22 protein-coding genes and 1 riboswitch are annotated in these 24,223 nt (G+C 59.7%); of the genes, 10 read left to right on the forward strand and 12 right to left on the reverse strand.

Going from position 1 to position 24,223, the window contains the following annotated elements; genetic code table 11:
• Nucleotides 1-85 precede the first annotated feature (85 nt).
• A complete protein-coding gene (locus I8E17_RS28080; protein WP_083258261.1) occupies nucleotides 86-1,231 on the reverse strand; it encodes an ROK family transcriptional regulator in 1,146 nt (381 codons plus the stop codon).
• Between the two features lie 200 nt (nucleotides 1,232-1,431).
• Here I8E17_RS28080 and I8E17_RS28085 point away from each other — a divergent pair, with 200 nt between their 5' ends.
• The 5 genes from I8E17_RS28085 (at nucleotide 1,432) to I8E17_RS28105 (ending at nucleotide 7,875) form a co-directional block, all read left to right on the forward strand.
• Nucleotides 1,432-2,709: an ABC transporter substrate-binding protein gene (locus I8E17_RS28085; protein WP_113366056.1), complete on the forward strand. Its 1,278-nt coding sequence runs from the start codon at nucleotides 1,432-1,434 to the stop codon at nucleotides 2,707-2,709.
• Nucleotides 2,710-2,798: 89 nt separating this feature from the next.
• Complete coding sequence (locus I8E17_RS28090) at nucleotides 2,799-3,674, forward strand: sugar ABC transporter permease (protein WP_112723720.1); 876 nt, start codon at nucleotides 2,799-2,801, stop codon at nucleotides 3,672-3,674.
• Nucleotides 3,674-4,525, forward strand: coding sequence for a carbohydrate ABC transporter permease (locus I8E17_RS28095; protein WP_113366055.1), 852 nt, complete (start codon nucleotides 3,674-3,676; stop codon nucleotides 4,523-4,525). Before I8E17_RS28090 ends, I8E17_RS28095 begins: the two co-directional genes overlap by 1 nt.
• A gap of 39 nt (nucleotides 4,526-4,564) precedes the next feature.
• A complete protein-coding gene (locus tag I8E17_RS28100) occupies nucleotides 4,565-5,716 on the forward strand; it encodes an ABC transporter ATP-binding protein (RefSeq protein ID WP_113366054.1) in 1,152 nt (383 codons plus the stop codon).
• 17 nt (nucleotides 5,717-5,733) lie between these two features.
• Entirely contained in the window at nucleotides 5,734-7,875 is a 2,142-nt protein-coding gene (locus I8E17_RS28105; protein ID WP_113366053.1) for a beta-galactosidase, read from the forward strand.
• A 189-nt stretch (nucleotides 7,876-8,064) separates the two neighbouring features.
• Here I8E17_RS28105 and I8E17_RS28110 read toward each other — a convergent pair whose 3' ends face one another.
• The 5 genes from I8E17_RS28110 to I8E17_RS28130 all read right to left on the reverse strand — a co-directional run bounded on the left by I8E17_RS28110 (nucleotide 8,065) and on the right by I8E17_RS28130 (nucleotide 14,061).
• Nucleotides 8,065-8,934: a shikimate dehydrogenase gene (locus tag I8E17_RS28110; protein WP_112723724.1), complete on the reverse strand. Its 870-nt coding sequence runs from the start codon at nucleotides 8,932-8,934 to the stop codon at nucleotides 8,065-8,067.
• A 140-nt stretch (nucleotides 8,935-9,074) separates the two neighbouring features.
• The gene (locus I8E17_RS28115; protein ID WP_069614448.1) at nucleotides 9,075-9,746 is read right to left on the reverse strand and encodes a TetR/AcrR family transcriptional regulator; all 672 of its coding nucleotides are present in this window, start codon (nucleotides 9,744-9,746) and stop codon (nucleotides 9,075-9,077) included.
• Between the two features lie 83 nt (nucleotides 9,747-9,829).
• Nucleotides 9,830-11,716 (reverse strand): sugar phosphate isomerase/epimerase and 4-hydroxyphenylpyruvate domain-containing protein, encoded by a 1,887-nt coding sequence (locus I8E17_RS28120; protein ID WP_113366052.1) that lies wholly within the window; start codon nucleotides 11,714-11,716, stop codon nucleotides 9,830-9,832.
• An 83-nt stretch (nucleotides 11,717-11,799) separates the two neighbouring features.
• Nucleotides 11,800-13,140, reverse strand: coding sequence for an MFS transporter (locus tag I8E17_RS28125; protein WP_113366051.1), 1,341 nt, complete (start codon nucleotides 13,138-13,140; stop codon nucleotides 11,800-11,802).
• A gap of 435 nt (nucleotides 13,141-13,575) precedes the next feature.
• The gene (locus I8E17_RS28130) at nucleotides 13,576-14,061 is read right to left on the reverse strand and encodes an Lrp/AsnC family transcriptional regulator (RefSeq protein WP_113366050.1); all 486 of its coding nucleotides are present in this window, start codon (nucleotides 14,059-14,061) and stop codon (nucleotides 13,576-13,578) included.
• 171 nt (nucleotides 14,062-14,232) lie between these two features.
• On the opposite strand from I8E17_RS28130, the gene I8E17_RS28135 reads away from it, so the two are divergent.
• The 5 genes from I8E17_RS28135 to I8E17_RS28155 all read left to right on the forward strand — a co-directional run bounded on the left by I8E17_RS28135 (nucleotide 14,233) and on the right by I8E17_RS28155 (nucleotide 18,252).
• Nucleotides 14,233-15,012: an ATP-binding cassette domain-containing protein gene (locus tag I8E17_RS28135; RefSeq protein ID WP_113366049.1), complete on the forward strand. Its 780-nt coding sequence runs from the start codon at nucleotides 14,233-14,235 to the stop codon at nucleotides 15,010-15,012.
• 44 nt (nucleotides 15,013-15,056) lie between these two features.
• Nucleotides 15,057-15,830 (forward strand): transporter substrate-binding domain-containing protein, encoded by a 774-nt coding sequence (locus tag I8E17_RS28140; protein WP_113366048.1) that lies wholly within the window; start codon nucleotides 15,057-15,059, stop codon nucleotides 15,828-15,830.
• Between the two features lie 12 nt (nucleotides 15,831-15,842).
• Nucleotides 15,843-16,568 carry an ABC transporter permease subunit gene (locus I8E17_RS28145; RefSeq protein WP_113366047.1) on the forward strand — a complete coding sequence of 242 codons (726 nt, stop codon included), beginning with the start codon at nucleotides 15,843-15,845 and terminating at the stop codon, nucleotides 16,566-16,568.
• An 11-nt stretch (nucleotides 16,569-16,579) separates the two neighbouring features.
• A complete protein-coding gene (locus I8E17_RS28150; RefSeq protein ID WP_113366046.1) occupies nucleotides 16,580-17,269 on the forward strand; it encodes an ABC transporter permease in 690 nt (229 codons plus the stop codon).
• A 62-nt stretch (nucleotides 17,270-17,331) separates the two neighbouring features.
• Nucleotides 17,332-18,252, forward strand: coding sequence for a homocysteine S-methyltransferase family protein (locus I8E17_RS28155; RefSeq protein ID WP_113366045.1), 921 nt, complete (start codon nucleotides 17,332-17,334; stop codon nucleotides 18,250-18,252).
• 57 nt (nucleotides 18,253-18,309) lie between these two features.
• Here I8E17_RS28155 and ribB read toward each other — a convergent pair whose 3' ends face one another.
• From ribB to I8E17_RS28185, 6 genes are all read right to left on the reverse strand, one after another.
• Entirely contained in the window at nucleotides 18,310-18,936 is a 627-nt protein-coding gene (ribB, locus tag I8E17_RS28160) for a 3,4-dihydroxy-2-butanone-4-phosphate synthase (RefSeq protein ID WP_069614449.1), read from the reverse strand.
• Nucleotides 18,937-19,048: 112 nt separating this feature from the next.
• Nucleotides 19,049-19,195: riboswitch (FMN riboswitch) on the reverse strand.
• A 100-nt stretch (nucleotides 19,196-19,295) separates the two neighbouring features.
• Nucleotides 19,296-20,078: a glucose 1-dehydrogenase gene (locus tag I8E17_RS28165; protein WP_112723731.1), complete on the reverse strand. Its 783-nt coding sequence runs from the start codon at nucleotides 20,076-20,078 to the stop codon at nucleotides 19,296-19,298.
• A gap of 77 nt (nucleotides 20,079-20,155) precedes the next feature.
• Nucleotides 20,156-20,893 (reverse strand): triose-phosphate isomerase, encoded by a 738-nt coding sequence (gene tpiA / locus I8E17_RS28170; protein ID WP_113367493.1) that lies wholly within the window; start codon nucleotides 20,891-20,893, stop codon nucleotides 20,156-20,158.
• Between the two features lie 4 nt (nucleotides 20,894-20,897).
• The gene (locus I8E17_RS28175; protein WP_113367408.1) at nucleotides 20,898-21,686 is read right to left on the reverse strand and encodes an SDR family oxidoreductase; all 789 of its coding nucleotides are present in this window, start codon (nucleotides 21,684-21,686) and stop codon (nucleotides 20,898-20,900) included.
• Nucleotides 21,687-21,706: 20 nt separating this feature from the next.
• Nucleotides 21,707-23,185 (reverse strand): sugar ABC transporter ATP-binding protein, encoded by a 1,479-nt coding sequence (locus I8E17_RS28180; protein ID WP_113367409.1) that lies wholly within the window; start codon nucleotides 23,183-23,185, stop codon nucleotides 21,707-21,709.
• A gap of 28 nt (nucleotides 23,186-23,213) precedes the next feature.
• A complete protein-coding gene (locus I8E17_RS28185; protein WP_069614388.1) occupies nucleotides 23,214-24,143 on the reverse strand; it encodes a sugar ABC transporter substrate-binding protein in 930 nt (309 codons plus the stop codon).
• Nucleotides 24,144-24,223 lie beyond the last annotated feature (80 nt).

A 24,223-nucleotide genomic window follows, 5' to 3' on the forward strand; every position in this document is an offset into this window, starting at 1 on the left:
ATGCTCCCGATGAGGAGCGAGCCGCGCCTCGGGCGGGCGATCTTGGCGACACGGTGTGCATAAGCGGATCATGCGCGCAGCGGTATCATTCAACGTCCAGATCAAAGAAATGCTGGGTCGCCAGAGCTGCAGCGCCCCGCGCCCAGGAGCCCGGCACCCAGTCAGAAAGTAATTCCGGCGTATTCAAGAAGACATATTTCGCCATCGAACGGCGGATCGGCTCAAGAATCGCTTCACCGAACTGCATGGCTTCGCCGCCGGCGATGAGGACCTCTGGATCGAACAGGTTCACCAGATCGGCCAGATGGCGCCCGATCAGCTCCCCCGCCTCCGCCATGACCTGGAGCGCCGCCGGATCGCCGCCATCGATCGCGGCTGCGAATTCATCGCGATTGGCCTTTGCGCCTCTTTGTCGGCCCCAGTCCTCGATCATCGCGGCCTCGGCTGTATGAGCCTGAAGGCAGCCCCTTCTCCCGCATTCGCAAAGACGTCCGCCGGGAACAGTGATGATGTGGCCGAGCTTTCCGGCCAGGCCGTGACTTCCGTGATAGATCTCCCCGCCCATTACGAGCGATGACCCGACGCCGGTGCCGACGGCAATCGTCGCGAAATTACTGTAGTTGCGGCCCGCACCGAAGAGCCGCTGTGCGACGGTGAAGGCGCTGATATCGTCGTCGATCCAGACAGGGACGTGGACCCGTTCCCGCAGCAGTTCGGGAAAAGCAAGATTGCGCCAACCGAAGCGCGGGCTCTGGACGCAGATGCCTTTGACCGCGTCCACCTCGCCGGGGATGGAAACCCCGACCCCCATGACCGGCAAGCCGGTGCGGCCGGCATCGGCCAGCAGCTTCGGGATTGCCACCGCAATCGCTTCGACCATCGTTTCCGGCCGCGTGTCCGGCACAGGCATATCGAAGGAGGCGATCGGCGTCGTGGCGAGATCGGTCAGGACACAATCGATGCTGTCGTGGCGAAGCTTGAAGCCGACAGCGAGGTGGCCATCATAATTGATGTCGACCGGCACAGGCCGCCGGCCCGTGGCACCCGTCTGCGCTTTTCCCTCGATGACGAGCCCCTCCTCGACCAGCTCCGTGACCACGAAAGTCACGGCCGCCGGGCTGAGGCCCGTCACGGTGGCGATTTCGGCGCGCGGCATCGCTCCGCGATTTCGCAGCAGGTTGAGGATGAGCCGCCGGTTGAGGGCTCGGGAGGTACTGGGGTTGCCGCGCACGGTGATCCTTTAAATTTATTTTGTAAATTAACTATTGTTGCTTCTTGGAAGATACGGTATGCAATAGCGCATGGCAATGGAGGAATGTCTGCTTGTATCAGCACAAGCGGAATTGCCGGTTTATTGCGAAATTTCTGAAGGTTAGTGGTTGCTCACCTCGGTGGGCGGGCCTGGATTTGATATGCCTCGGGAGGAAAAGGATGGCATCGAAGAACGAACTTTCACTCGTCAATGCAATCAGGGCGTCACGGCGCCAGTTCATGATCGGCACGGGCGCTGCCCTGGCCGCCACGGCGCTTTATCGGCCGGCAATTGCCAATGGCGGCGAGGTGACGATCATTTCGGATATCGGCAATGCCGATCAGCGCGCCGTCCTTGACCGTATCGCTGCCGATTTTACCAAGAAGACAGGGACGAAAGTCACCATCAACAATATGGATCACGAGGCTCACAAGACGGCGATCCGCAGCTACCTCGTCGTCGGCGCCCCGGATATCTGCTTCTGGTTCTCCGGCAACCGCATGAAGGCTTTCGTCGATCGCGGACTGTTCGACGACATTTCCGACCTGTTCGCCAAGGAAGGCTATAGCGACAAGCTCGGCGCTACGATGACAGCCGTCACCGTCAACGGCAAGCAGTACGGTCTGCCGCTCGGCGGCATTCTCTGGGGTCTTTTCTATCGCAAGGACGTCTTTGCCGAGAAGGGCTGGACGGCGCCCAAGAACTGGGACGAATTCCTGAAATTCGGCGAGGCGGCGAAATCCGCCGGCATGACACCGATCAGCATGGGTACGAAGGAGCTCTGGCCGACCGGGGGCTGGTTCGACCACATGAACCTGCGTATCAACGGCCTCGACAAGCACCTCGCGCTGATGGAGGGCAAGATCCCCTATACCGACCCGATGCTGAAGCTGGTCTTCGACAAATGGGAAGAGCTCATCAAGGCCAATTTCTTCTCCGCAAGCGCGCCGTCATTCGGCTGGGAACAGGCGGGCGCCGCCCTAGCGCAGAAGAAGGCTGCAATGATGGACCTTGGAGGCTTCATCAAGTCCGCCTTCCCGGCAAGCGACGAGGGCCAGATTGCGTTCGCTCCCTTCCCGGAAATCGTCTCTGGCGTCGAACGCTACGAGGATTTCTCGGTCAACTCCGTGCATATCCCGGCCAAGGCGAAGAACCGGCAAGGCGCGCGCGATTTTCTCGCCCACTTCTATCAGCCTGACAATCTCGGCGCATTCCTCGAAGCCGAGGGCACCATTCCGCCGCGTAACGATTGCCCGCCAAGCAAGGACCCTTTGGTCAACATCGCCGTGGAATCGCTCAAGAGCGTGAAGGGAACGTCGCAATATTATGACCGTGACACTGACCCGGACATGGCGCAGGACGGCATGAAAGGCTTCCAGGAATTCACGGTCAAGCCCGAGCGTCGCGACCAGATCCTGGCGCGGCTCGAAAAGACGCGCGCGCGCGTTTTCAAATAGTCCTCCCGGACCAAGGCGCGGCGGGCATCGGCTTTAAGCCCTCACCCCGCCGCGCGTGCCTTGAATTATCGAACCAAAAAGTCTGAGCCATGTGGAAAAAACACAGGAACTGGCTGACGCCTGTCCTCTTCATCGTGCCGGGATGCATCCTGTTCGGAACGATCATCATCGCTTCCTCGGTGGAATCGATCTGGATTTCCTTTTTCGATTGGGACGGCGTCGCGCAGAAGAGCTGGGTGGGATTGGCAAACTATTCCGAACTTTTTGCCGACCCGCAATTCTACGTCTCGCTGAAGAACAACATCATCTGGCTCGTCATGTTCATGGCGGCGCCGCCGCTCGGACTCGCGCTGGCGCTGCTCGTCAACCAGCAGATTGCCGGGATGCGGATCTTGAAGTCGCTCTTCTTCATTCCGCTCGTACTCGCCACGGTCACGGTCGGTGTCGTGTTCGGCTGGGTCTATGATCCGAATTACGGGCTTCTTGCGCTCATCTTCAATCTCTTCGGCGCGACGGCGCCTGCCCTGCTCGCCGATGAGCATTTCGTCACCTTCGCCGTGGTTGCCGCCGCGCTCTGGCCACAGATCGCCTTTTGCATGGTGCTGTTTCTCGCGGGCCTCAACAATCTGAGTTCCGATATCATCGGGGCCGGACGTGTCGATGGCGCGCGCGGCTGGAACATGCTCTGGCACGTCGTCCTGCCGCAATTGCGCCAGGTGGGTTTCATCGCTCTTGCCGTGACCGTTGTCGGCGCCTTGCGATCCTTCGACATGATCGCCGTGATGACATCAGGCGGTCCCTTCGGCTCGTCGGAGGTGTTGGCCTACCAGATGTACGAGCAGTCGATCTTCTCCTATCGTTTTGGCTACGGCGCGGCGATCGCCACCGTCCTCTTTGCAATCATGATCGTTTTCATCACCTGGTATCTGCGCGTCATGGTGCGCATGGAACGGGAGACACGCTGATGTATCCTCGCCCGATCTCCGAAGAAAAGCCCGTACTTCGCGGCCTTTATGCGGGCTTCGTCGGCCTGATCCTGATCCTCTGGCTGCTGCCCCTCTTCGCGGTCATGTTGACCGCATCCAAGACGGCCGATGAAATCATGGCCGGCAAATACTGGACATGGCCCAAGCACTTTAATCTCGTCGAGAACTTCCAGGCGGTCTTCCAGCAGACGAACATGTGGGGCTATTTCATCAACAGCCTCATCATCACGCTGCCTTCGGTGCTGCTGGTTCTCATGTTCTCGACGCTGACCGGCTATGTGCTCGCGCGCTATAATTTCCGCGGCAACGCCCTGCTCTTCTCGCTCTTCGTCGGCGGCAACTTCCTGCCCGCGCAGATCATGATGATCCCGGTGCGCGATCTCATGGTCTCGGTTGGCCTATACGACACCTATTTCGCATTGATCATCTTCCATGTCGCCTTCCAGACCGGCTTTGCGACCCTGTTCATGCGCAATTTCATCGCGGCTCTGCCCGACGAATTGTTTCAGGCCGCGCGCGCGGAAGGCGCGTCCCCCTGGCAGACGATGCGCCATGTCGTCATACCGCTGATGCGGCCGGCGCTCGCAGCCCTTGCGATCCTGATCTTCACCTTCGTCTGGAACGATTACTTCTGGGCGATCGTGCTCACCCAGAGCGATGTCGTGAAACCGGTAACGGCGGGCCTGAACAATCTCAGAGGCGAGTGGACATCCGCCTGGAATATCGTGGCGGCGGCAACCTTGTTCGTCGCCGTTCCGCCGGTCCTGATGTTCTTCCTGATGCAGAAACATTTCATCGCGGGCCTGACCATGGGCGCCGTCAAGGGCTGACATGTCCCGTACCGCGCGAACAGATTTGGAGTATCACTCATGAGCCATGTAAAGCTGATCGACATCGACAAACATTATGGCGGCTATCACGCCCTGCGTTCGGTCAATCTTTCCGTCGACAAGGGCGAGTTCATCGTCATGGTCGGCCCGTCGGGCTGCGGCAAATCCACCACGCTGAAAACGATCGCCGGGCTGGAAAACATCAGCTCCGGCGAGATCTGGATCAACGGCCGCGACGTGACGCGCGAAGAGCCGGGCGACCGCGGCATTGCCATGGTCTTCCAGTCCTATGCGCTCTATCCGCATATGACGGTTGCCGAGAACATGGGCTTCGGCCTGAAGATGGCGAAGCGCCCGCAAAACGAGATCGATGCGGCCGTCAAACGCGCGGCCGAAATCCTCAGAATATCCGACCAGCTCGACAAGCGCCCGAAGCAGCTTTCGGGCGGCCAGCGCCAGCGCGTCGCCATCGGCCGCGCCATCACCCGCTCGCCGGAGGTCTTCCTCTTCGACGAACCGCTCTCCAATCTCGATGCCGCGTTGCGCACGCAAATGCGCGTCGAGCTTTCGACGCTGCACCAGCAGCTTGGCTCGACGATGATCTATGTGACGCACGATCAGGTCGAGGCGATGACCATGGCAAGCCGCATCGTGGTATTCAACAAGGGTATCATCGAGCAGGAAGGCGCGCCGCTCAATCTCTATCACAATCCGGCAAACCAATTCGTCGCTGGCTTTCTCGGCGCGCCGCGCATCAACTTCGTCAATGCGAAGCTCGTTTCCCTCAGCGACGGCATCGCTGAAGTCGCGTTCGAAGGAGGCGGCACGACGGTCCATGTGCCGGTGGCCAATGTCGGCGATCTTAAAGCGCAAGCCAGCCTGACCTTGGGGATTCGGCCGGAATCGCTCAAAATAGGCTCCTCCACTGAAGACGCCGCGATCTCCTTTGACGGCAAGGTCGGGTTGGTCGAGCAGCTCGGCCGTGAAACCATTCTCTATGTCGATGCGGGTCCGCTCGCAACGATCGGCTCTGAAAGCGGCACGCGCAATTTCACCGTTCAGCTCGGCAATGCCGCCGGCTTTTCGGCCGGCGAGCAGATCAAGCTATCCGCCTCGACATCGTCCCTCTATCTCTTCGGTCCCGATGGCAGAACCCTCAGCCGGCCGAAGTCAATCATTGCCTCTCTGTAAAGAAAGCTTGTGACCTCATGAAAGTTTTGGAAAAAAAGCCGCTATCCGTCTGGCGGACGCTCAATCTCGACGGTTTCATAGTCGGCGTCCCGCATTATCCCGAACATGTCGACGAGAGTTATTGGGACCGCGATGCCGAACGCATGGCGGCCGCCGGTTTCAACACCGTTCGCATGGCGGAATTCGCCTGGCATATCATGGAGCCGCATGAGGACCATTTCGACTTCTCGCTCTTCGACAAGGCAATCGCCGGCCTGGCCAAGCACGGCATCAAGACCATTCTCTGCACGCCGACGGCAACGCCGCCGCGCTGGCTGACTGCGAAGTACCCCGAAGTCCTGCGCGTCGATGCCAATGGCCGGCAGGCAAGCCATGGATCGCGCCAGCACTGCGACACGACGAGCCCGGTGCTGCGCCGGCACAGCCAACGGATTACCCGTGCGATGGCCGAGCACTACCGGGACAATCCTCACGTCATCGGCTGGCAGACGGATAACGAGCTCAATACGACGACTTCCGAGAGCTATTCGCCCTCGGCACTCATCGAGTTCCAGAAGTTCTGCCGCGCGAAATATGGAACGATCGACGCGCTGAATTTTGCCTGGGGCGGCGACTTCTGGGCAACGGCGTACCAGACCTTCGACCAGATCGTCTTCCCGCAGCCGATGAATCCATCCTTCTCCAGCCCTGGTCACGTGCAGGACTATCATCGCTTTCTCGCCTTCGCGACAGCGCTCTTCCAGCACGATCAGGTCGAAATCCTGCGGGCGACCAATCCCGCGTGTTTCATCTTCCACAATCTCGGAGGCCTTGTGGACATCGATTTCCGCGGCCAGTTCGGCCAGGATCTCGATTTCATCGGCTTCGACATCTATCCGTTCCTCTATGACGAGATGCGTCGCGGCGGCGGTCATGCGATCACGCAGGCCTTCCATCTCGACCAATGCCGCGCCTATTCCGGCAATTTCATCGTCCCGGAACAGGCCTCCGGCCTCGGCAGCCAGCCGGGCTTTTCCTCCTCCGTGCCGGAACCGGGCGAGATGCGCCGCATGGCGATGACCTCGGTATCGCGCGGCGCTGATGGCCTGATGTTCTTCCGCTGGCGGCCGGCGCATTTCGGCGCAGAGATCTACTGGAACGGCATTATCGACCATGACGACGTTCCGCGCCGTCGCTACGAGGAAGCCAAGCAATTCGCGTCCGACATCCGCAAGATCGAGGACAAGCTGCTCGGCACCACCGTCCGAATGGATATTGCCATCGCCGGCGCGGATTTCGACAATCAGGAAGCCTATAAGACCTACGCGATCGGCCTGCCAAGCCCGATGCAGGATGCAGCCCATCTGCACCGCGCATGCTATGAGGCCGGCATTGCCTGCGGCTTCATCCATCCGGAAGATGATCTCTCGCGCATCAAGGCCCTCTATGTTCCCCATTGGGTCATGTGGAAGGAGGAGTGGTCGAAAGCGGTGGAGAAGTTCGTCGCCGACGGCGGTACGCTCATCCTGTCGGCAATGACGGGCACCCGCGATGACAACAACCACATCATCCGCACCCAAGCGCCGGGCACTGCACTTTCCAAGCTATCCGGCGTCAGCGTCTATGAATTCGGACCAGTCTCCGCCCCGGGGGCGGATGGACTGTTCAGCGGCTTCCGCGAGGGCGGTATCGGCAGCCACCAACCATCCCCGCGTCCGCCGGCATCCTCGGCCTCGCGCAAATATGCCTATACGATCGGCAATCGTCAGCTGGAAGCCGGACACCTTTACGAGAAGCTGGAGACATCCGCCGACACCGAGATCATCGGCCGCTGGTCCGACCGTTTCCTGGAAGGCACGCCGATGCTGACGCGCCGCCGGCATGGCAATGGTCAGGTCTACTACCTCGGCACCTATCTCACCGCGCCGCTCGCAGAAGCCATTCGCGAGCTTCTCGTCAGCAACGATGTTGCCGCGCCGCTGGTGCAGGATATGCCTAATGGCGTCGAAGTGTCACTGCGCGAAGGTGGCGGCAGGAAGCTGCTGTTCGTGCTCAATACCGAGCATGAAACGAAGATTGTCGATCTGCCGGCGGGTACCGACCTGCTGACGGGCAAAGTCATATCAGGCGCGACCGAGCTTGCCGGCTACGGCGTATTGGTGATCGAGCAACCGGTCTGATACCGCCTGTGACGTCTCCGGCGGCGAGGATGAAACTTCGACGCCGGAGTTTTGGGATCGAGGCTCTTCGATTATTGATCGGCGTTTAAAGCATGTCGCGCAAAAGTGTGTAGCGGTTTTGCGAGACCGACATGCGCGAAATCAAGGACCTAAAGCACAGGAAGCGAATCTGAAAGATCGCGACGTGCTTTAGGCGCGCAGCGAATTGAAGTGCTGCATCATACGCTCGGCCGCCGGCCGGATGCCGGTGAAGAGTTCGAAAGCCTTCACTGCCTGGAACACCGCCATGCCGCCGCCGTCGAGAACACGGCACCCTGTCTGTCGGGCGCGTTTCACCAGCGCGGTCTCGATCGGGAAATAGACGATTTCCGCGACCCAGAGACGATCGGATAGAAGTTGCGCATCGAGCGGGAGCCCAGGATGGGCGGCCATGCCGGTTGGTGTTGCATGAACCAGACCATCGGCGGCACCCAGTGCCGCGGCGAGATCATGACCGACCGAGAAACGGCAAGCGGCATGTGCCGGCTGAAGCTGGTCGACGAGGGCCTGTGCACGCGAAGGATCGAGATCGAATATCTCCACGGAATGCGCGCCCATTTCAGCCACTGCATGCGCAACGGCAACGCCGGCGCCGCCCGCGCCCAGCTGCACGAGATGGTCGAGTGAAACCCCGGCCAGCCCGCGCCGGAAGCTTTCGGCAAATCCCCACCAATCGGTATTGTGTCCGATCCTGCGCCGCCCATCAAAAACGATCGTGTTAATGGATCGCAGCGTCTGGGCATCGGGCGAAAGCTCGTCCACCAGCGCGACGGCCGCCTGCTTGCAAGGATGGGTGATATTGAGGCCGGCAAACCCCATCGCCTCGGCCTCATCGATGAGAGCCGGCAGGTCCGATACGGAGAGACCGCGGGCGTCGAGATCGATGAGATCGTAGCGATAGGACAGGCCGCAATGCTCGCCTTCGCGCATATGCATGGCCGGCGTCAATGATCGGCCGATCCCGGCGCCGATCAATCCGACATGAAGTTGACGAGGAACAATGGCGGCTTGAGTGTTCAATCTTTCCTCCCGAGCAGCAAAACAAAGCCATGCCGCAGGCTTGCTCACAAAATGTACGAACTAGTACGTAAAGTCAATATGAAGGCGTGATGGAGCGCCGCCGGAAAACGCCAAAGCCAATCAAATCACCCCGGGCCTCGTCAGGCCATTTCGGAGGAAGGATGTCTCAGAAATGCAAGGATCGCATCGACGATTAGCGACTTGTGCCGCTTCTTCAAGGCTTCGGACGACAGGTCACGCTCGAAGATCGCCCCAAAGGTATGGCGATTGGAAACGCGAAAGAAGCACTGGGCGCTGATCATCATATGCAGATCGACCGGGTCTACCCTGCGCACGAAGCTGCCATCGGCATAACCCCGTTCAAGGATGTTCGTGATGATATCGATGACGGCGATATTCATCTGCGACAGGACGACCGAACGTTTCATATGTTCGGCGCGATGAATGTTCTCGATGCTGACCAGCCGTACGAAATCCGGATTTTGGTCGTCATGATCGAAGGTACTTGCGATCAATTGCGCCATGGCCTGAACGGGCGGCATGTTTTCGAGATCGAGTTCGCTCTCCAGCGTGCGAATCTTTGTATAGGCCTGCTCGAGAACGGCGAGATAGAGCCCTTCCTTGCTGCCGAAATAATAGTAGATCATGCGCTTGGACGTCTTGGTGCGCTCGGCGATCTCATCGACGCGCGCACCGGAAAAACCGGCTGCGACGAATTCCTCGGTGGCGATCTTGAGAATGTTTTCCTTGGTCGCGTCTGGATCGTTCTTTCGCGTAAGACGCTCGATCTTGGCCGCTTGCGCTTTGGTCATGCCTTGCCCGTCTTCCTGGGTCTGTCCCTGCCCAACATTGAAGATCAAAGCTTTAACACAGGCTTCACGCCAATGGGGAGGGCCTAAAGTTTCGGCAGACCAATCGGTCGCAGATGCCGCCTCAGCGCCGCAATGCGAAAAATGGCATTCGCCGCGCCATATCCACGATAGCCGCTGCGCTGAACGATTTCGAAGAAGAAGCCTTCGCCGTAAGTGGGGCTGTAAAGCTGGAAATATTCGCCGTGATCGTCGCGGTCGTAGAGGATGTTGTGCGCCTTCAGGCGATCCGTGAAAGCCGGCTCCAGGCCGAATCTCGCTTCCAGATCGTCATAGTAGTTGGGCGAGATCATCAAGGTGGCAAAACCGTTGTCCGACAGAGCGGCCGCGGCGGCAAAGATATCATCGGTCGCAAAGGCAAGATGCTGGATGCCGGAGCCAAAAGTTTCGGCGATGAAATGCCCGGCGAGCGTGTTGCGATTTTCCGCACCGTTCAGCGTGATGCGCAAGCTGCCCGGCTCGTTTTCGACAACCTGGCTGCGAACGACCCCGGCGGGATCGATAATGTCGACCATCGGCGTCTTATGCGCATTCAATATCGCGGTATAAAAGAGCAGCCAGGTCAGCAGCTCCTCATATTTCATCGTTTGCGCGACATGGTCTATGCCCGTCAACCCGACAGGTCGCCAATCGGTATCGTCATGGACCGGATCGAATTCGATCTCCCATATGCGGCCGAGCGCGCTCCTGCGATCGAGGAAATACAGGATGCCGCCGCCAACGCCCCTGACACCAGGCATTTCAATCTCGCCGGGATCCAATGGTTGTTCGAAGCGTTCGGCGCCCAGGGCCACGGCCCGCACAACCGCGGCTTCCGCATCATCCACCCATAATCCCATCGCATAGGCCGACTGCCCGTGCAAAGCGTAAGAAGCGCCCGCAAACCCGTCCGGATCGGTATTGACGACCAGATTGATATTGCCTTGCCGGAAGACATCGACGCGCTTGCTCTTATGGCGCCCGACATGGCGAAAGCCCAGCGCGCGCAGCCGATCAGAAAGGACGGACGCCTCGACTTCATCGACGGTAAACTCGACAAAGGCAACGCCGTCCACTTCGGCACGCGGCGGCATCGGGGGCAAGGTGAGACCGCTGCTCTCCGCGCGACGAACCTGGTCGCCGAGATAGATGAGCGAGCGCCGGCCATCGACGGCGATGGCGGTCGGCGAGCCGCCGCGGAACTGGTCGTTGAAAATCTCCAGCGACAGATAGCCGTTATAGCCCGTCGCGGCGACGGCCTTCATGAATTCGAGTACCGGAAGGTCGCCCTCCCCCGGCATGTTGCGGAAATGGCGGCTCCAATACAGCAGATCCATGTCGATTAGCGGCGCGTCGGCAAGCTGGATGATGAAGATCTTCTCTTTCGGGATCGACCGGATCGAATTGACGTCGATCTTGCGCGAAAGCGTATGGAAGCTGTCGAGAATGAGGCCGATATTCGGATGATCGGCACGGCGGACGATTTCCCAGGCATCGCGGTGGTCGTGAATGTGTCGCCCCCAGGCGAGCGCCTCATATCCGACGCGCAGGCCGCGTTTGGCCGCTCTCTCGCCGAGCTCGAAGAAGTCGGCGGCGGCACGATCAATCCCGCCCAGCGCCACGGACGAGACGTTCGAACAAACAAGAACGAGATCGGTCCCCATCTCCTGCATCAGGTCGAACTTGCGTTCAGCCCGGTCGAAGGTGCGGCTGCGCAAGTGTTCGGGCATGCCCTCAAAGTCACGGAACGGCTGAAAGAGCGTAATCTCCAGCCCATGATCCCTCACGATCTGACCGACCTGGCGCGGTGATTCATCGAAAGCGAGAAAGTCGTTCTCGAAGATCTCGACGCCATCGAAACCTGCCTTGGCGATGGCCTGAAGCTTTTCCTTGAGGTCACCGCTGATCGAAACGGTCGCAATCGAGGTTTTCATTGTTTCATCCCGTTACTTGACGATTTTCAACAAACTCATCCGCGATCGCGACACGTTATCGCCATCAAGGTCAGACGCGACGACTAGACAATGCGATCGGCGTGGCGAACGGCAGCTGCCAAGCGTCGTTCATCCCTGCCAAGCTGATCGATCGGCGTCCGGTAGGTCTCCGTCGCGGTTGCCGCGGAAATGGCGGCAATCAAGGCTGTGATCGAGGTAAAGACCGCGACTGGCACCCAACCCATCGGTCCGGTGCCCATGACCGCCGCGCTGATCGTTGGCGCGAAGCCGCCGAGCGCGAAACCGATCTGGGTTCCGACGGCCATGCCGGACAGACGGACGCGGGTATCGAACATTTCGGCATAGAGGGCCGGCCAGATGCCGTTCGATGCACTATAGACCACGCCCGAAAGCAGGATGCCGAGGACGAAGACGAGCATGAGGTTGTTCTGGCTGATGGCCCAGATGTAGGGCCAAATCAGTACCGCGCAGCCGACGGCTCCAAAGATGAACACGGGTTTGCGGCCGATGCGGTCTGCTAGAATGGCCCATGCGGGAATCGCGCCCAATGCCACGATATTGGCGAGAACCAGGACGGTCAGCATCGTCGAGCGGTCAATATGCATGGTATTGACGGCATAGGACAGCGTGAAAACGCTGAAGATGGTGCTGACGACTGAAATCAGCGCCGCGAAGATGATGCGCAGGACATCCGCCCAATAATTGGCGAGCAGCGAGGCGAGCGGCAGCTTTACGATCTCGCCCTTCTTGGTTTCCTCCAGAAAGGCCGGGGTTTCGGCAAGCGTGCGGCGAACCCAGAATCCGACGATGACCACCACGAAGCTCAGGAAGAACGGGATACGCCAACCCCATGACATCAACGCGGCTTCTTCGAGCCTTCCAAGCGGAATGAAGACCAATGTCGCAAGGATCAGTCCGGCCTGTGTTCCGCTCAGCGTGAAGCTGGTAAAGAAGGCCCGTCTATTTTCTGGCGCGTGCTCAAGCGTCATGGAGCTGGCGCCGGCCTGTTCGCCGGCGGCCGAAATACCTTGCAGCAGGCGCGCCAGAACCAGAAGAATGGGCGCCAGGATGCCGGCCTGATTATAGGTCGGCAGGCAGCCGATGATGAAAGTCGAAAAACCCATGAGGAGCAGGGTGAAGGTCAGCACCTTCTTGCGGCCGAACTTGTCACCGATATGACCCAGGACGACCGCCCCCAGCGGCCGCATGATATAGGCAACGCCAAAGGTCGCGAATGAGGCGATGGCCGCCGTTTGCGGGTCTTCCGCCGAAAAGAATATCTTCGGGAAAATGAGCGCTGCTGCCGTACCGTAGACGAAGAAATCGTAGTATTCGACGGCGCTTCCCAACCAGCTCGCAAGAGCCGCGCGCTTGGGTGTTTTATGTTCGATTTGTCTTTTCATGCTCGTTCCTCCCCAGAGCATTCGAATGTCGAGGATATATCGCAACCGTGCGCATCCGGCCTCCGCCTGCGCCCGCTTGCAAGGACATCCGAGATCATCCTGACAGTCTTCGATGCTGCACGATGCAGCACCGTCACTCCTCGTCAACAATAATGTACGAACTAGTTCGTTTTGTAAAGCTCCGCCAGCCTGCCATCCCGCGGCGCATTGTTGCGAGCAATAGAAACAATGCGTTGAAGCAGCTTGTTGCGTCACAGCCTGAGGCGGTGAAGGCCTTCAGTCGGGCTGAACGCGCCTGCAGAGGCCTCATCATCATTCGTAGAAAATCTTGAAGGTCAGGCAATATGAGCCGGACCAAGGACAGTTCCCTCTCGCCTAGTACATGTCAATGATCGGCGAGTACTGCACGCCCTCGATCATCCCGCGACCCGCGGCTTACCGGCCGGCCTCGTTACCATCTGCCAGCGGCACGAACAAACCAAGCTTGACGTCACGCAGCACCACATTCGTGTGCATGCGCCGTATCTGCGGATTCTCCGCCATGATCATGGCGGCGATGTCGTCATAATGCTCGACATCCCTGGCGGTGACGATCGCAATGAGGTCGACGGCGCCCGTGACGTAATAGACCTGCTGGATGTGATCCTGCTTTTCCGCCCAAAGGCGGAACTTGGCGAGCGCATCGTAATTGTCCCGCTCGATCTCCATGCCGACAATGAACACCATTGGAGTTCCGGTCGCCTTGCGGTCGACGACCGCGATTTCCGCCTTGATGATACTGTCCTCGCGCAGCCGTTTCAGGCGCCGCTGCACAGCCGAAGTCGAAAGGCCGACCTCCTCCGCGATCGCTTCGGCGGTGAGCTGGCAATTGCGCTGAACGATATCGAGAATATCGCGATCAAAGCGATCCAGATTTTCCATTCCCGCTCCTCTAGGCGTCGATGAAATTAGGCGACGACATCTCTATTCCATCACAAAAGATGCACAAGAAATACATTTTTGCTTTTTATATGCAAAATAATCGGAAATTGCGCGCAAATTGCGCTCTCCTTCGCGATATTCTCCGCAAATTGTTTTTCATCGGAATCATATATGAAAGAACTGTCCTCCCAGGCTCTTCGCGTGGAAGATCTCCACAAGAGCTTTGGGTCACATCAGGTCCTCAAAGGCGTTTCAACAACCGCCCATCAAGGGGACGTGATTTCCATCATCGGCTCGTCCGGCTCGGGGAAAAGCACGTTCCTGCGGTGCATAAACCTGCTTGAGATGCCCGATCGCGGCCGTATCGTCGTCAACGGCGAGGAAGTCGCGTTGAGGCAGGGACGCCGGGGACAGATGTGGCCGAAAAGCTGGCGGCAGATCGAACGTATGCGCAGCGGATTGGGCATGGTGTTTCAGAGCTTCAATCTCTGGGCGCACATGACCGTGCTCGAAAATGTCATCGAAGCTCCGGTGCATGTCCTCGGCACCCCTCGTCGCGATGCGACCGAGAAGGCAGAGGCTCTTCTCAATAAAGTCGGGCTTTACGACAAGCGCGACGCCTATCCGGCCTTTCTCTCCGGCGGTCAGCAGCAAAGAGCGGCGATCGCTCGCGCGCTTTGCATCGACCCGGCCGTGATGCTCTTCGATGAACCGACATCGGCGCTCGATCCCGAACTGGTCGGCGAAGTCCTCAAGGTCATCCGCGACCTCGCCGAAGAGGGCCGAACCATGCTGCTGGTCACCCACGAAATGCGCTTTGCCCGCGATGTCTCGAACCACGTTCTCTTCCTACATCAGGGACGGATTGAGGAGGAAGGGCCGCCAAAGCAGATCTTCGACGCCCCGATCAGCAGCCGATGCCGGGAATTTACCGGCATGCTGACATCCTGATCCACATCCCATTCGCAGACAACACCATTAGGAGAATCCCTTATATGAGAATGGCTTCCACTCTGTTCGCCGGGCTTGCCCTCGCTCTCTCTTCGATGACGGCGCAGGCGGAGGTTCGCTTCGGCATCATGAACGAATCCTACCCGCCCTTCTTCGCCAAGGATGCCTCCGGCAAATGGCAGGGCTGGGAAATCGATATGATGGACGCCGTTTGCGAGCAGATGAAAGAGAAATGCTCGATCGTCGAGCTTTCCTGGGACGGCCTCATTCCGGCGCTTCAGAGCAAGAAGTTCGATGTGATCTGGTCGTCGATGTCGAACACAGCGGAGCGTTCGAAGATCATCGATTTCACCGACAAATATTATAACACGCCCAGCACGCTGATAGGCCCGAAGGATCAAAAGACCGGAACGACGGCAGACGACGTCAAGGGCAAGATCATCGGCATCCAGGTGTCGACGATCCAGTCGGAATATTACAAGAAGTACTTCGCCAAGGTCGCCGACGAGAAGACCTACCAGACGCTCGACGAGGCGTTTCAGGACCTCGCTGCAGGCCGCATCGACTACGTCTTCGGCGATTCCCTTGCGCTTGATGCCTTCCTGAAGAGCGATAGTGGCAAGGATTGCTGCGCCAAGATGGGCGACGTCGCCGACGACAAGGAAGTCCTCGGAGCCGGCGTTTCCGGCGGTCTGCGCAAGGAAGACACCGAGCTCAAGGCTAAGCTCAACGCAGCGATCGCCGCAGTGCGCGCCAGCGGCAAATACGACGAGATCACCAAGAAGTATTTCAGCTTCGATATCTACGGCGCCAAGTAAACGATCGCGACGATGGCGACCTCTCCCCAGGGCATTCTGGACCTGCTCTCCCCCTATCCTCCCGGATGGGGTGGAGTACTCTTGACCGGGGCCGCCTCCACGGTCGCCATCTCCGCCGGCGCCTTTCTGATCGGCCTTCTGCTCGGTACGGGCGGCGCGCTCGGCAAGCTTTCGGGCATTAGGCCACTCCGGCTGATGCTCGAACTCTATACGACCGCCGTCCGCGCGGTCCCCGAGCTGATCCTGATCGTCGGGCTCTATTACGCAGGGATGGACGGCCTCAATCGGCTCCTCATTACGCTCAATCTGCCGGCATTCGAATTGAATGGCTTCGCCGTCGCGGTCGCCGTGCTCGGCTTCGTGCAGGGCGCCTATATGACGGAAGTCCTGCGCGGCGCGATCCTGGCGATCCCTGTCGGCCAGATCGAGGCTGCAAAGGCATTCGGCATGGGCGCACGCCTGCGTTTCCGTCGCATCATCTTACCCGCCCTGCTGCCGAACGCGCTGCCCGGTCTTGCCAATCTATGGATGTCGGTCACCAAGGACAGCGCCCTCGTCGCGGTGGTTGGCTACCAGGAATTGGCTCTCGCCACGCGTCTCGCCGGCGCAAGCACCAAGCACTATTTCATCTTTTTCCTGGCTTCCGCCCTCATTTATCTCGCTCTCACGCTCGCCTCGAACGCCCTCTTCAACCTGCTGGAGCGGCGTGTGCGCCGCGGCCAGCCGAAGCTTGCCTGAGGGGTGCCGGCATGACCTTCTCATGGATATCCGCCTATTGGCCGCTTCTGTTGACGGGAGCCGTGCAAACGCTGTCGCTGCTTGTAATCTCCGTCGTCTTCGGCTTTGTCATCGCGATTGGCCTCGCCTTCGCCCAGGTCAGTGGCGGCCCCATCCTGCGCTCCCTTGCCCGTGGCTACTGCACCTTCTTCCGGGGCACGCCGCTGCTGATACAACTCTGGCTGCTCTACTACGGCGTCGGCTCTCTTCTGCCGATGATCCCGGGAATCCGCCAAAGCCTGTTCTGGCCGATCCTGCGCGAGGGTTTCTTCTTCGCGGCCGTCAGCTTCACGCTCAATTACGCGGCCTATGAGGCGGAGGTTTTGCGCGGTGCATTGCTGGCCGTGCCGAAAGGCGAGCTGGAAGCCGGCCGCGCATTCGGCATGCGACCCCTAACGCTGACGCGGCGCATCTGGCTACCGCGAGCCATCCGCATCGCATTGCCGACGATCGGAGGCGAAATCGTCATGCAGCTGAAGGCAACGCCACTCGCCTTCACCGTCACCGTGATGGACCTCTATGCCGTTGCCACGAAAGTTCGCCAGGACACCCTGCTGGTCTACGAGCCTCTGATCGTCGTCACCGTCTTCTATCTCGTCATCACAGCCATCATCGCGCGAAGCTTCCGGTTCCTGGAAGCGCAGGTGCCGGTGCGGCGCTAACCCCGGCATGAAGGAGAGATCAAACCTCTCCGCAGATCCGAGCCATTCTGGAGATCCCATTCATGAGCAAACCCTTGATCCTCGACGGCGGCATGAGCCGCGAACTGCTGCGTCTCGGCGCGGAACTGAAGCAGCCGGAATGGTCGGCGCTGGCACTGGTCAATTCGCCGGAGATTGTCCGGCAGGTGCATGACGAATTCATCGCTGCCGGCTCGGATGTCGTTACGACCAACAGCTACGCGCTCGTACCCTTCCACATCGGCGAGGAACGGTTCTGGAAGGAAGGGGCTGATCTCATCACGCTTTCCGGACGGCTGGCGCGCGACGCCGCCAATGCGTGCAAGAACCGAAAAATCCTTGTGGCCGGGTCGCTGCCACCCATATTCGGCTCCTATGAGCCGCAGAATTTCGATCCCTCACGCGTTCAGCACTACCTCAAGGTTCTGGTCGAAAACCTAGATCCTTACGTCGATGTCTGGCTCGGGGAAACCCTCAGCTTGATCGCGGAGGGAGAGGCGGTTCGGACGGCGGTCGCTGAAACCGGCAAGCCGTTCTGGATCTCCTTCACGCTTGCGGATGACGCCGCGCAAAGGAATGGCGCCTCGCCTAAGCTCCGCTCCGGCGAACTTGTCGAGGATGCGGCTCGGTGGGCAGCGTCATCCGGTGCCGAAGCGCTCCTGTTCAACTGCAGCAAACCGGAAGTCATGCGAAAGGCCGTCGATGCGGCAGCGGAGGTTTTCAGGCAGGGCGGCAATCATCTGCGGATCGGCGTCTATGCCAATGCTTTCGAGGGAGAACAAGGCGAGTCGGCCGCCAACGAGGGCCTTCACGCGACCCGTCAGGATCTGAATGATGACGCCTATTCGCGCTTCGCCTGTTCATGGGTCGATGCCGGCGCGACGATGGTCGGCGGCTGCTGCGGGATCGGCGCCGGGCATATTCATCGGCTGAAGAAGGCCCTCCTTCATTCTCAAGGAGCATAGGAGAGCCTTGCGCAAGCATCGATCCCGGCAGGATCAGGATAGGCTGTATCGGAACGATCAGGCAGCCTTGAAGGGAGCGCTTGCCGCCCTGTAGGCAATCAGATCCTCGATCGTCACGAGATGGAGGCCATGCCGCTCGGCAAAAACCTCAAGCTCTGGAAGGCGCGCCATCGTGCCGTCGTCGTTCGCCACTTCGCAGATGACGCCGGCCGGCGAAAGGCCGGCAAGCCGGGCCAGATCCACGGCTGCTTCCGTGTGCCCCGGACGCGACAGGACGCCATTTGGATGCGCGCGAAGCGGAAAGATATGACCGGGCCGGGCAAATTCCTCCGGACGCGATCCGTCCCTGACGAGGGCTCGAACGGTTGCCGCCCTGTCGGCGGCGGATATTCCGGTCGTAGTTTCCGGAATGTAGTCGACGGAAACGGTGAAGGCGGTCTTGAGGACTTCCGTGTTGCGCGGCACCATCAACGGAATATCGAGCTCGTCGAGCCTCTCGCCCTCCATCGGAACGCAGATGAGACCGCGGGCATGGTTCATCATGAACGCGATCGCCTGCGGTGTGACCGCTTCCGCGGCGATCACCAGATCGCCTTCGTTTTCGCGGTCGAGATCATCGACAACCACGATGATCTCGCCCCGCGCAATCGCAGCGATCGCATCTTCAATTTTCGAAATTGCCATTTTCCTGCCTTTCAAGGGTTGCCGATCGAAACGGCGTGCATGGCCGGTCAAAGCCACCATTTTCCCTTGGGCGAACAAGCATGTGAACGCCACCAAGACGCGGCGTCTCCTGCGTTGCTCTCTTCCATCCGGACTATACCGTCGGCTCCGGCATCTCACCGGATCTGCTGACCCTTCCGAAAGCTCGGAAGGCGCTCGCGGGCTCGAGGAAACTCCTCACACCGCCGGTGGGGAATTACACCCCGCCCTGAGAACAATTGAAAGATAAGGGATCAATGCCTTATTCCGCAAGAGGCTTTGATCGCCAAATCGTCGAGAATCCGATCCGCCCAACGAACGCACCGTTCCTCATTGTCGAACTACGACATGATCAAGCCGCCATCGACATTGATCGTCTGGCCAGTGATATAGGCCGCATCGTCGCTGGCCAGGAAAGTGACGAGACCGGCGACGTCTTCGCCCGATCCGGCCCGTTTCATCGGAATGCCCTCGACCCATTCCTTCATGAGTTCGCCGGGGCCGTAATTGCCCAAAAGCTTGCCCCAAGCTTGGTCGTTATAGGCCCACATGTCGGTTTCGATGATGCCGGGGCAAAAGGCGTTCACGGTGATGCCTTCGGTCGCGACTTCCTTGGCAAGGCTCTGGGTAATGCCGACAACGCCCATCTTCGATGCCGCATAATGCGGCGTGTAGATGAAGCCGTCCCGCGCCTGGCCGGAAGCGGTATTGATGATGCGGCCGCCACGGCCATGTTTGCGCATGCGGGCAATCGCCTCCTGGGCGCAGAGGAAGACGCCTTTGGTATTGACCGCCATGACCTTGTCCCATTCGCCCTCGGTCATCTCCTCGACGCGGGCGATGGTGATAACGCCGGCATTCTGGATGGAAACATCGACGGCGCCGAAGGCCACCTCGGCCGCCTCGTAGAGCCCCTTCACACTCGCCTTGTCGGTCACGTCACCGACGAAGGAAATCGCCTTCCCGCCGTCAGCCTTGATCGCATCGGCGACCGCATGGACGGAATCCTCATTGGCCGAGACTACGAGATTGGCGCCCTCACGCGCGAACCGTCTGGCGATCGCGGCCCCAATGCCGCGGCTCGCGCCGGTGATGACCACGGTCTTGTTTTCGAAACGCTGCATTTCCTATTCCTTTCGCGGTGACAGCCACGCTAGGCGCCGGCTCAGGGAGCCGATCGCCCCGCCTGTTGCTGGCGACTTCAAACGGCGGCCGAGATAATCCCGGCAAACTCCGAGGCCTTCAGGGACGCGCCCCCGACCAGGGCACCATCGACGTTGCGAACACCAAAAATCGCCCTTGCGTTCGATGCTTTGACCGAACCGCCATAGAGGATCCTGACATCCTTGCCCTCTTCTCCCAGCCGCTTTTCAAGCGCCTGACGGATGGACGAATGCATCTCCTCGATCTGCTCCACGGTCGGAACCAGCCCTGTTCCGATCGCCCACACTGGTTCATAGGCGATGACCGTGTTCGAACCGGTTACGGTGTTGGGAATTGATGCTTCTAGCTGGGCACGAACTACTTCGATCGCCCTGCTCTCGTCTCGTTCCGCATGTGTCTCCCCGACGCAAATGATGCTTGTCAGCCCGGTCTCATGGACCGCGACAGCCTTGGCCGCAACTGCGTCGTCCGTCTCCCTATAGGCCGAGCGCCGCTCGGAATGTCCCAGAATGACGAAACGAGCGCCGATTTCGGCGAGCATCTCGGCGGAAACATCTCCGGTATAGGCGCCTGAGGTCCGCGCGTGGCAATCCTGTGCCCCAATGGCCATCCCTGATCCTCGCACCCGTTCGACCGCTTTCTCGACCAGCGTGAAGGGCGGGCAGACGACGATGTCACACGCCGCCTCGCCCGTTATTTCCTTCAGCGCCTCGATCTCGGCCAGGGAGGACGCGAGACCGTTCATTTTCCAGTTGCCGGCAATCAGTTTCCTCATCGCATCACCAGCAGCAAAAGCCGCCATCGACGAGCAGATCGACGCCCGTCACGAAGCTCGCGGCATTCGACAGCAGGAAGACGGCGGGGCCGACCATCTCATCGACCGTTGCCATGCGCTGCATCGGCGTCTGCTCTTCGAAAAGTTTGGTCTGATGAACCATTTCCGGACGCGTGTTCATCGGCGTCGCCGTGTATCCCGGCGAGATGGTGTTGACGCGGACGCCGCGACCGACCCACTCCATCGCGAGCGACTTCGACATGTGGATCACACCGGCTTTGGAGGCGTTGTAATGAGCCTGGCTCAGGCCGCGATTGACGATAACGCCGGACATGGAGGCGATATTGACGATCGATCCGCGCCCGTTCTTCAGCATCGCGCGTGCTTCCGCCTGGCAGGACAGAAAAACGCCCTTCAGGTTGATGTCCATCAGCGTCTGGTACTGTTCTTCTTCCATCTCTTCCGCGGGATTGGCGTTGGCGATACCGGCGGCATTGACTGCAAGCGTCAAGGCCCCAAGTTCCGCCTCGGTACGCGCAACCGCCTCCCCGAGAGAGGACTTGCTGGTCACATCGGCTGCAATCAGGATGGAACGGCGACCGGCAGCTTCGATATGCGAAGCCGTGTTCGCTAGACCATCGTCGGATCGACGGTCCAGAAGCGCGACGTTGGCGCCGCACTGCGCAAGACCGATGGCGATACGCTGCCCAATCCCGCTTCCAGCGCCGGTCACAAGCGCGACCTGTCCTTCAAGATCGAAAAGCTTCGGGGCGTTCAGAGTGATGTCGGACACCGCTCTTCCTTTCTGTTTGTCTAGATTGTCGCAAGTTCCATGACAGAGACGTCATTGGCCTCGTCACGATTGAGAATGCCTGCCTGTTTGCCCTGTGCAAGCACGAGAATTCGGTTGGAGACACCAAGAACCTCCTCGAGATCGGAGCTGACGACGATGACGGCCACTCCCTGCTTTGCGAGGTTGACGATGATGTCGTAAATGCTGGCTCGCGCGCCGACATCGATGCCACGGGTCGGCTCATCGAGGACGACGACCTTGGGATCACGCATCAGCCACTTTGCGATGACGACCTTTTGCTGGTTGCCGCCCGACAGGTCCGAGGCATATTGCTCGGCACGGCCTTTGACGCCGAATTTCGCCACAGCCTTTTCGGCGAAAGCACGTTTGATGCGTGATGTGATCCAGCGCCCACCGAGCTTATCGAGATTGGCATAGATGATGTTTTCACTGATGCGATGGCCGACGACGAGACCCTGCTCCTTGCGATCCTCGGGCACCATCACGATGCCCTTGGCGATCGCATCGGCCGGATGGCGAAGCTTGAGCTCCTCACCCTCCAGCTTGATCGAGCCGGCGATGATCGGATCAGCGCCAGAAACGGCACGGACGAGTTCGGTGCGGCCGGCACCGACCAGCCCGGCAATGCCGAGGATCTCCCCGGCGCGAACTTCGAACGTCACGTCCTGGAAGGACCCGTCAGGCGAACTCAATCCGCTGACCTGCAGAACAGGGCGATCCGTCGGTTCGGGAAGAGCCGGGAACATCCGGTCCAGCGAACGGCCGACCATGCTTTCGACGATGGTACGAACGGGTGTGGCGCTGTCGGCGAACTCCTGAACCCGCTCGCCATCGCGCAGGACGACGATGCGATCGGTGATCTGCTTGATCTCCTCCATGCGGTGGGAGATGTAGATGATGCCGACACCTTCGGACCGAAGCTTTCTCACCTGCTCGAACAGCGCTTCCGTCTCTGCGCCACCAAGCGCGGCCGTCGGTTCGTCAAGGATCAGCAGCTTTGCATTGAGCGCCAGCGCCTTGGCGATCTCGATGAGCTGCTGATTGGCAGTCGACAGGCCCGCGACCTTGCGTGTCGCTGGAATATGCAGGTTCAGGCGTGCGAGCTGTTCCTGGGCGCGCCGGACCATCTGAGGGCGATCGACACCCCCGTTCTTCATCGGCCATCGCCCGATAAAGACATTTTCGGCGATCGAAAGATGCGGCAGGAGCTGCAATTCCTGATGGATCAGGACGACGCCCTTGTCGATCGCCTCGCGTGGAGTGGCGGGGGCATAGGGCTGCCCCAGCCATGTCATCGTTCCCTCGGAAGGCGTGCGTGATCCGGCGATGATGCCCGACAATGTCGATTTGCCGGCGCCGTTTTCGCCGAGAAGCGCGACCACCTCACCCGGATAGACATCAAGGCTGACATTCTTCAGCACCTGAAGGGGTCCGTAGCGCTTGGATATGCCCCTCAGGGAAAGAACGGGCTCAGTCACGGCACACCTCCTCAAGATTTCAGGACGATTACGGGTGGTTGGCGATGAAGCCGGCCACGTTTTCCTTGGTCGTCAGCGTGGCGTCCATGAGCTGCACCGCAGGCACCTTCTCGCCGGCGACGAGCTTGACGGCATTGGCGACCGCGTCGCGGCCCATCTTCTGCGTCTGCTGCGTCGCGGTCACATCGAAGACACCCTTGCTGAGCGCTTCCAGAGCCGCCGTATCGCCGTCGAAGCCGCCGACAACGATCTTCTGGGACGGGTTTGCAACCTTGATCGCCTGCGCGGCGCCAAGGGCAAGCGCGTCGGCCTGAGCAAACACGATCGATACGTCGGGATTTGCCTGCAGCATGTTCTGCATGATCTGGAAGCCCTCGTCCTGGGCCCATATGTTGGAATATTGCTCGGCAACCACCTTCACGCCGGGGTTCGCCTTCAGCGATTCGGCGCAACCCTTGCTGCGGTCGACTTCAGGCGTCGTGCCCTTCTGGCCGTGGATGATCACCATCTTGCCCTTGCCGCCGGCCTGCTTCAGGATGTAGTCGCAAACGGCCTTGGCCGACGCAACGGAATCCGTCGCGAGGAAAGTGTCGCCAGGCGCGCCGTCGGCATTGCGGTCGACGTTGACGACAGGAATACCGGCGTTCTTGGCGAGCTTTACCGGAACACTCGCGGCAGCGGCACCGGCCGGAATATAGATCAAGGCATCGATATTCTGAGTGAGCAGATCCTGAATTTGGTTGATCTGCGTCGGACCATCGCCCTTGGCATCCACGGTGACGACCTGAATGCCACGCTTCTTGGCCTCATCCTCGACGGACTGCTTGATCTGGTTGAAGAAGTTTGCCTGCAGGTTCGCGACCGCCAGGCCGATCTTCTTGGTGTCTTTTGCCTGAACAGAGCCCAACGACATCGCCAGCACGGCGGCCGAGGTCAGAAGAATGCGCGCAAGTTTCATTTAATTTCCTCCTTTTTTCGTGAACCCTTGGGCATATCCTCCCCCTCGGGCAAATGATCCGCTCCAAACCTTTCGGAGAG

Source organism: Rhizobium sp. AB2/73, from assembly GCF_020871915.1.
GTDB lineage: Bacteria > Pseudomonadota > Alphaproteobacteria > Rhizobiales > Rhizobiaceae > Rhizobium > Rhizobium dioscoreae.

Coding starts and splice junctions, on each gene's coding strand:
- I8E17_RS28125 (WP_113366051.1), bottom strand. CDS start 13,140: ATGAAAAGACAAATCGAACATAAAACACCCAAGCGCGCGGCTCTTGCG.
- tpiA (WP_113367493.1), bottom strand. CDS start 20,893: ATGAGGAAACTGATTGCCGGCAACTGGAAAATGAACGGTCTCGCGTCC.
- I8E17_RS28130 (WP_113366050.1), bottom strand. CDS start 14,061: ATGGAAAATCTGGATCGCTTTGATCGCGATATTCTCGATATCGTTCAG.
- I8E17_RS28165 (WP_112723731.1), bottom strand. CDS start 20,078: ATGCAGCGTTTCGAAAACAAGACCGTGGTCATCACCGGCGCGAGCCGC.
- I8E17_RS28155 (WP_113366045.1), top strand. CDS start 17,332: ATGAGCAAACCCTTGATCCTCGACGGCGGCATGAGCCGCGAACTGCTG.
- I8E17_RS28105 (WP_113366053.1), top strand. CDS start 5,734: ATGAAAGTTTTGGAAAAAAAGCCGCTATCCGTCTGGCGGACGCTCAAT.
- I8E17_RS28140 (WP_113366048.1), top strand. CDS start 15,057: ATGAGAATGGCTTCCACTCTGTTCGCCGGGCTTGCCCTCGCTCTCTCT.
- I8E17_RS28085 (WP_113366056.1), top strand. CDS start 1,432: ATGGCATCGAAGAACGAACTTTCACTCGTCAATGCAATCAGGGCGTCA.
- I8E17_RS28120 (WP_113366052.1), bottom strand. CDS start 11,716: ATGAAAACCTCGATTGCGACCGTTTCGATCAGCGGTGACCTCAAGGAA.
- I8E17_RS28090 (WP_112723720.1), top strand. CDS start 2,799: ATGTGGAAAAAACACAGGAACTGGCTGACGCCTGTCCTCTTCATCGTG.
- ribB (WP_069614449.1), bottom strand. CDS start 18,936: ATGGCAATTTCGAAAATTGAAGATGCGATCGCTGCGATTGCGCGGGGC.
- I8E17_RS28100 (WP_113366054.1), top strand. CDS start 4,565: ATGAGCCATGTAAAGCTGATCGACATCGACAAACATTATGGCGGCTAT.
- I8E17_RS28135 (WP_113366049.1), top strand. CDS start 14,233: ATGAAAGAACTGTCCTCCCAGGCTCTTCGCGTGGAAGATCTCCACAAG.
- I8E17_RS28115 (WP_069614448.1), bottom strand. CDS start 9,746: ATGACCAAAGCGCAAGCGGCCAAGATCGAGCGTCTTACGCGAAAGAAC.
- I8E17_RS28095 (WP_113366055.1), top strand. CDS start 3,674: ATGTATCCTCGCCCGATCTCCGAAGAAAAGCCCGTACTTCGCGGCCTT.
- I8E17_RS28150 (WP_113366046.1), top strand. CDS start 16,580: ATGACCTTCTCATGGATATCCGCCTATTGGCCGCTTCTGTTGACGGGA.
- I8E17_RS28145 (WP_113366047.1), top strand. CDS start 15,843: ATGGCGACCTCTCCCCAGGGCATTCTGGACCTGCTCTCCCCCTATCCT.
- I8E17_RS28185 (WP_069614388.1), bottom strand. CDS start 24,143: ATGAAACTTGCGCGCATTCTTCTGACCTCGGCCGCCGTGCTGGCGATG.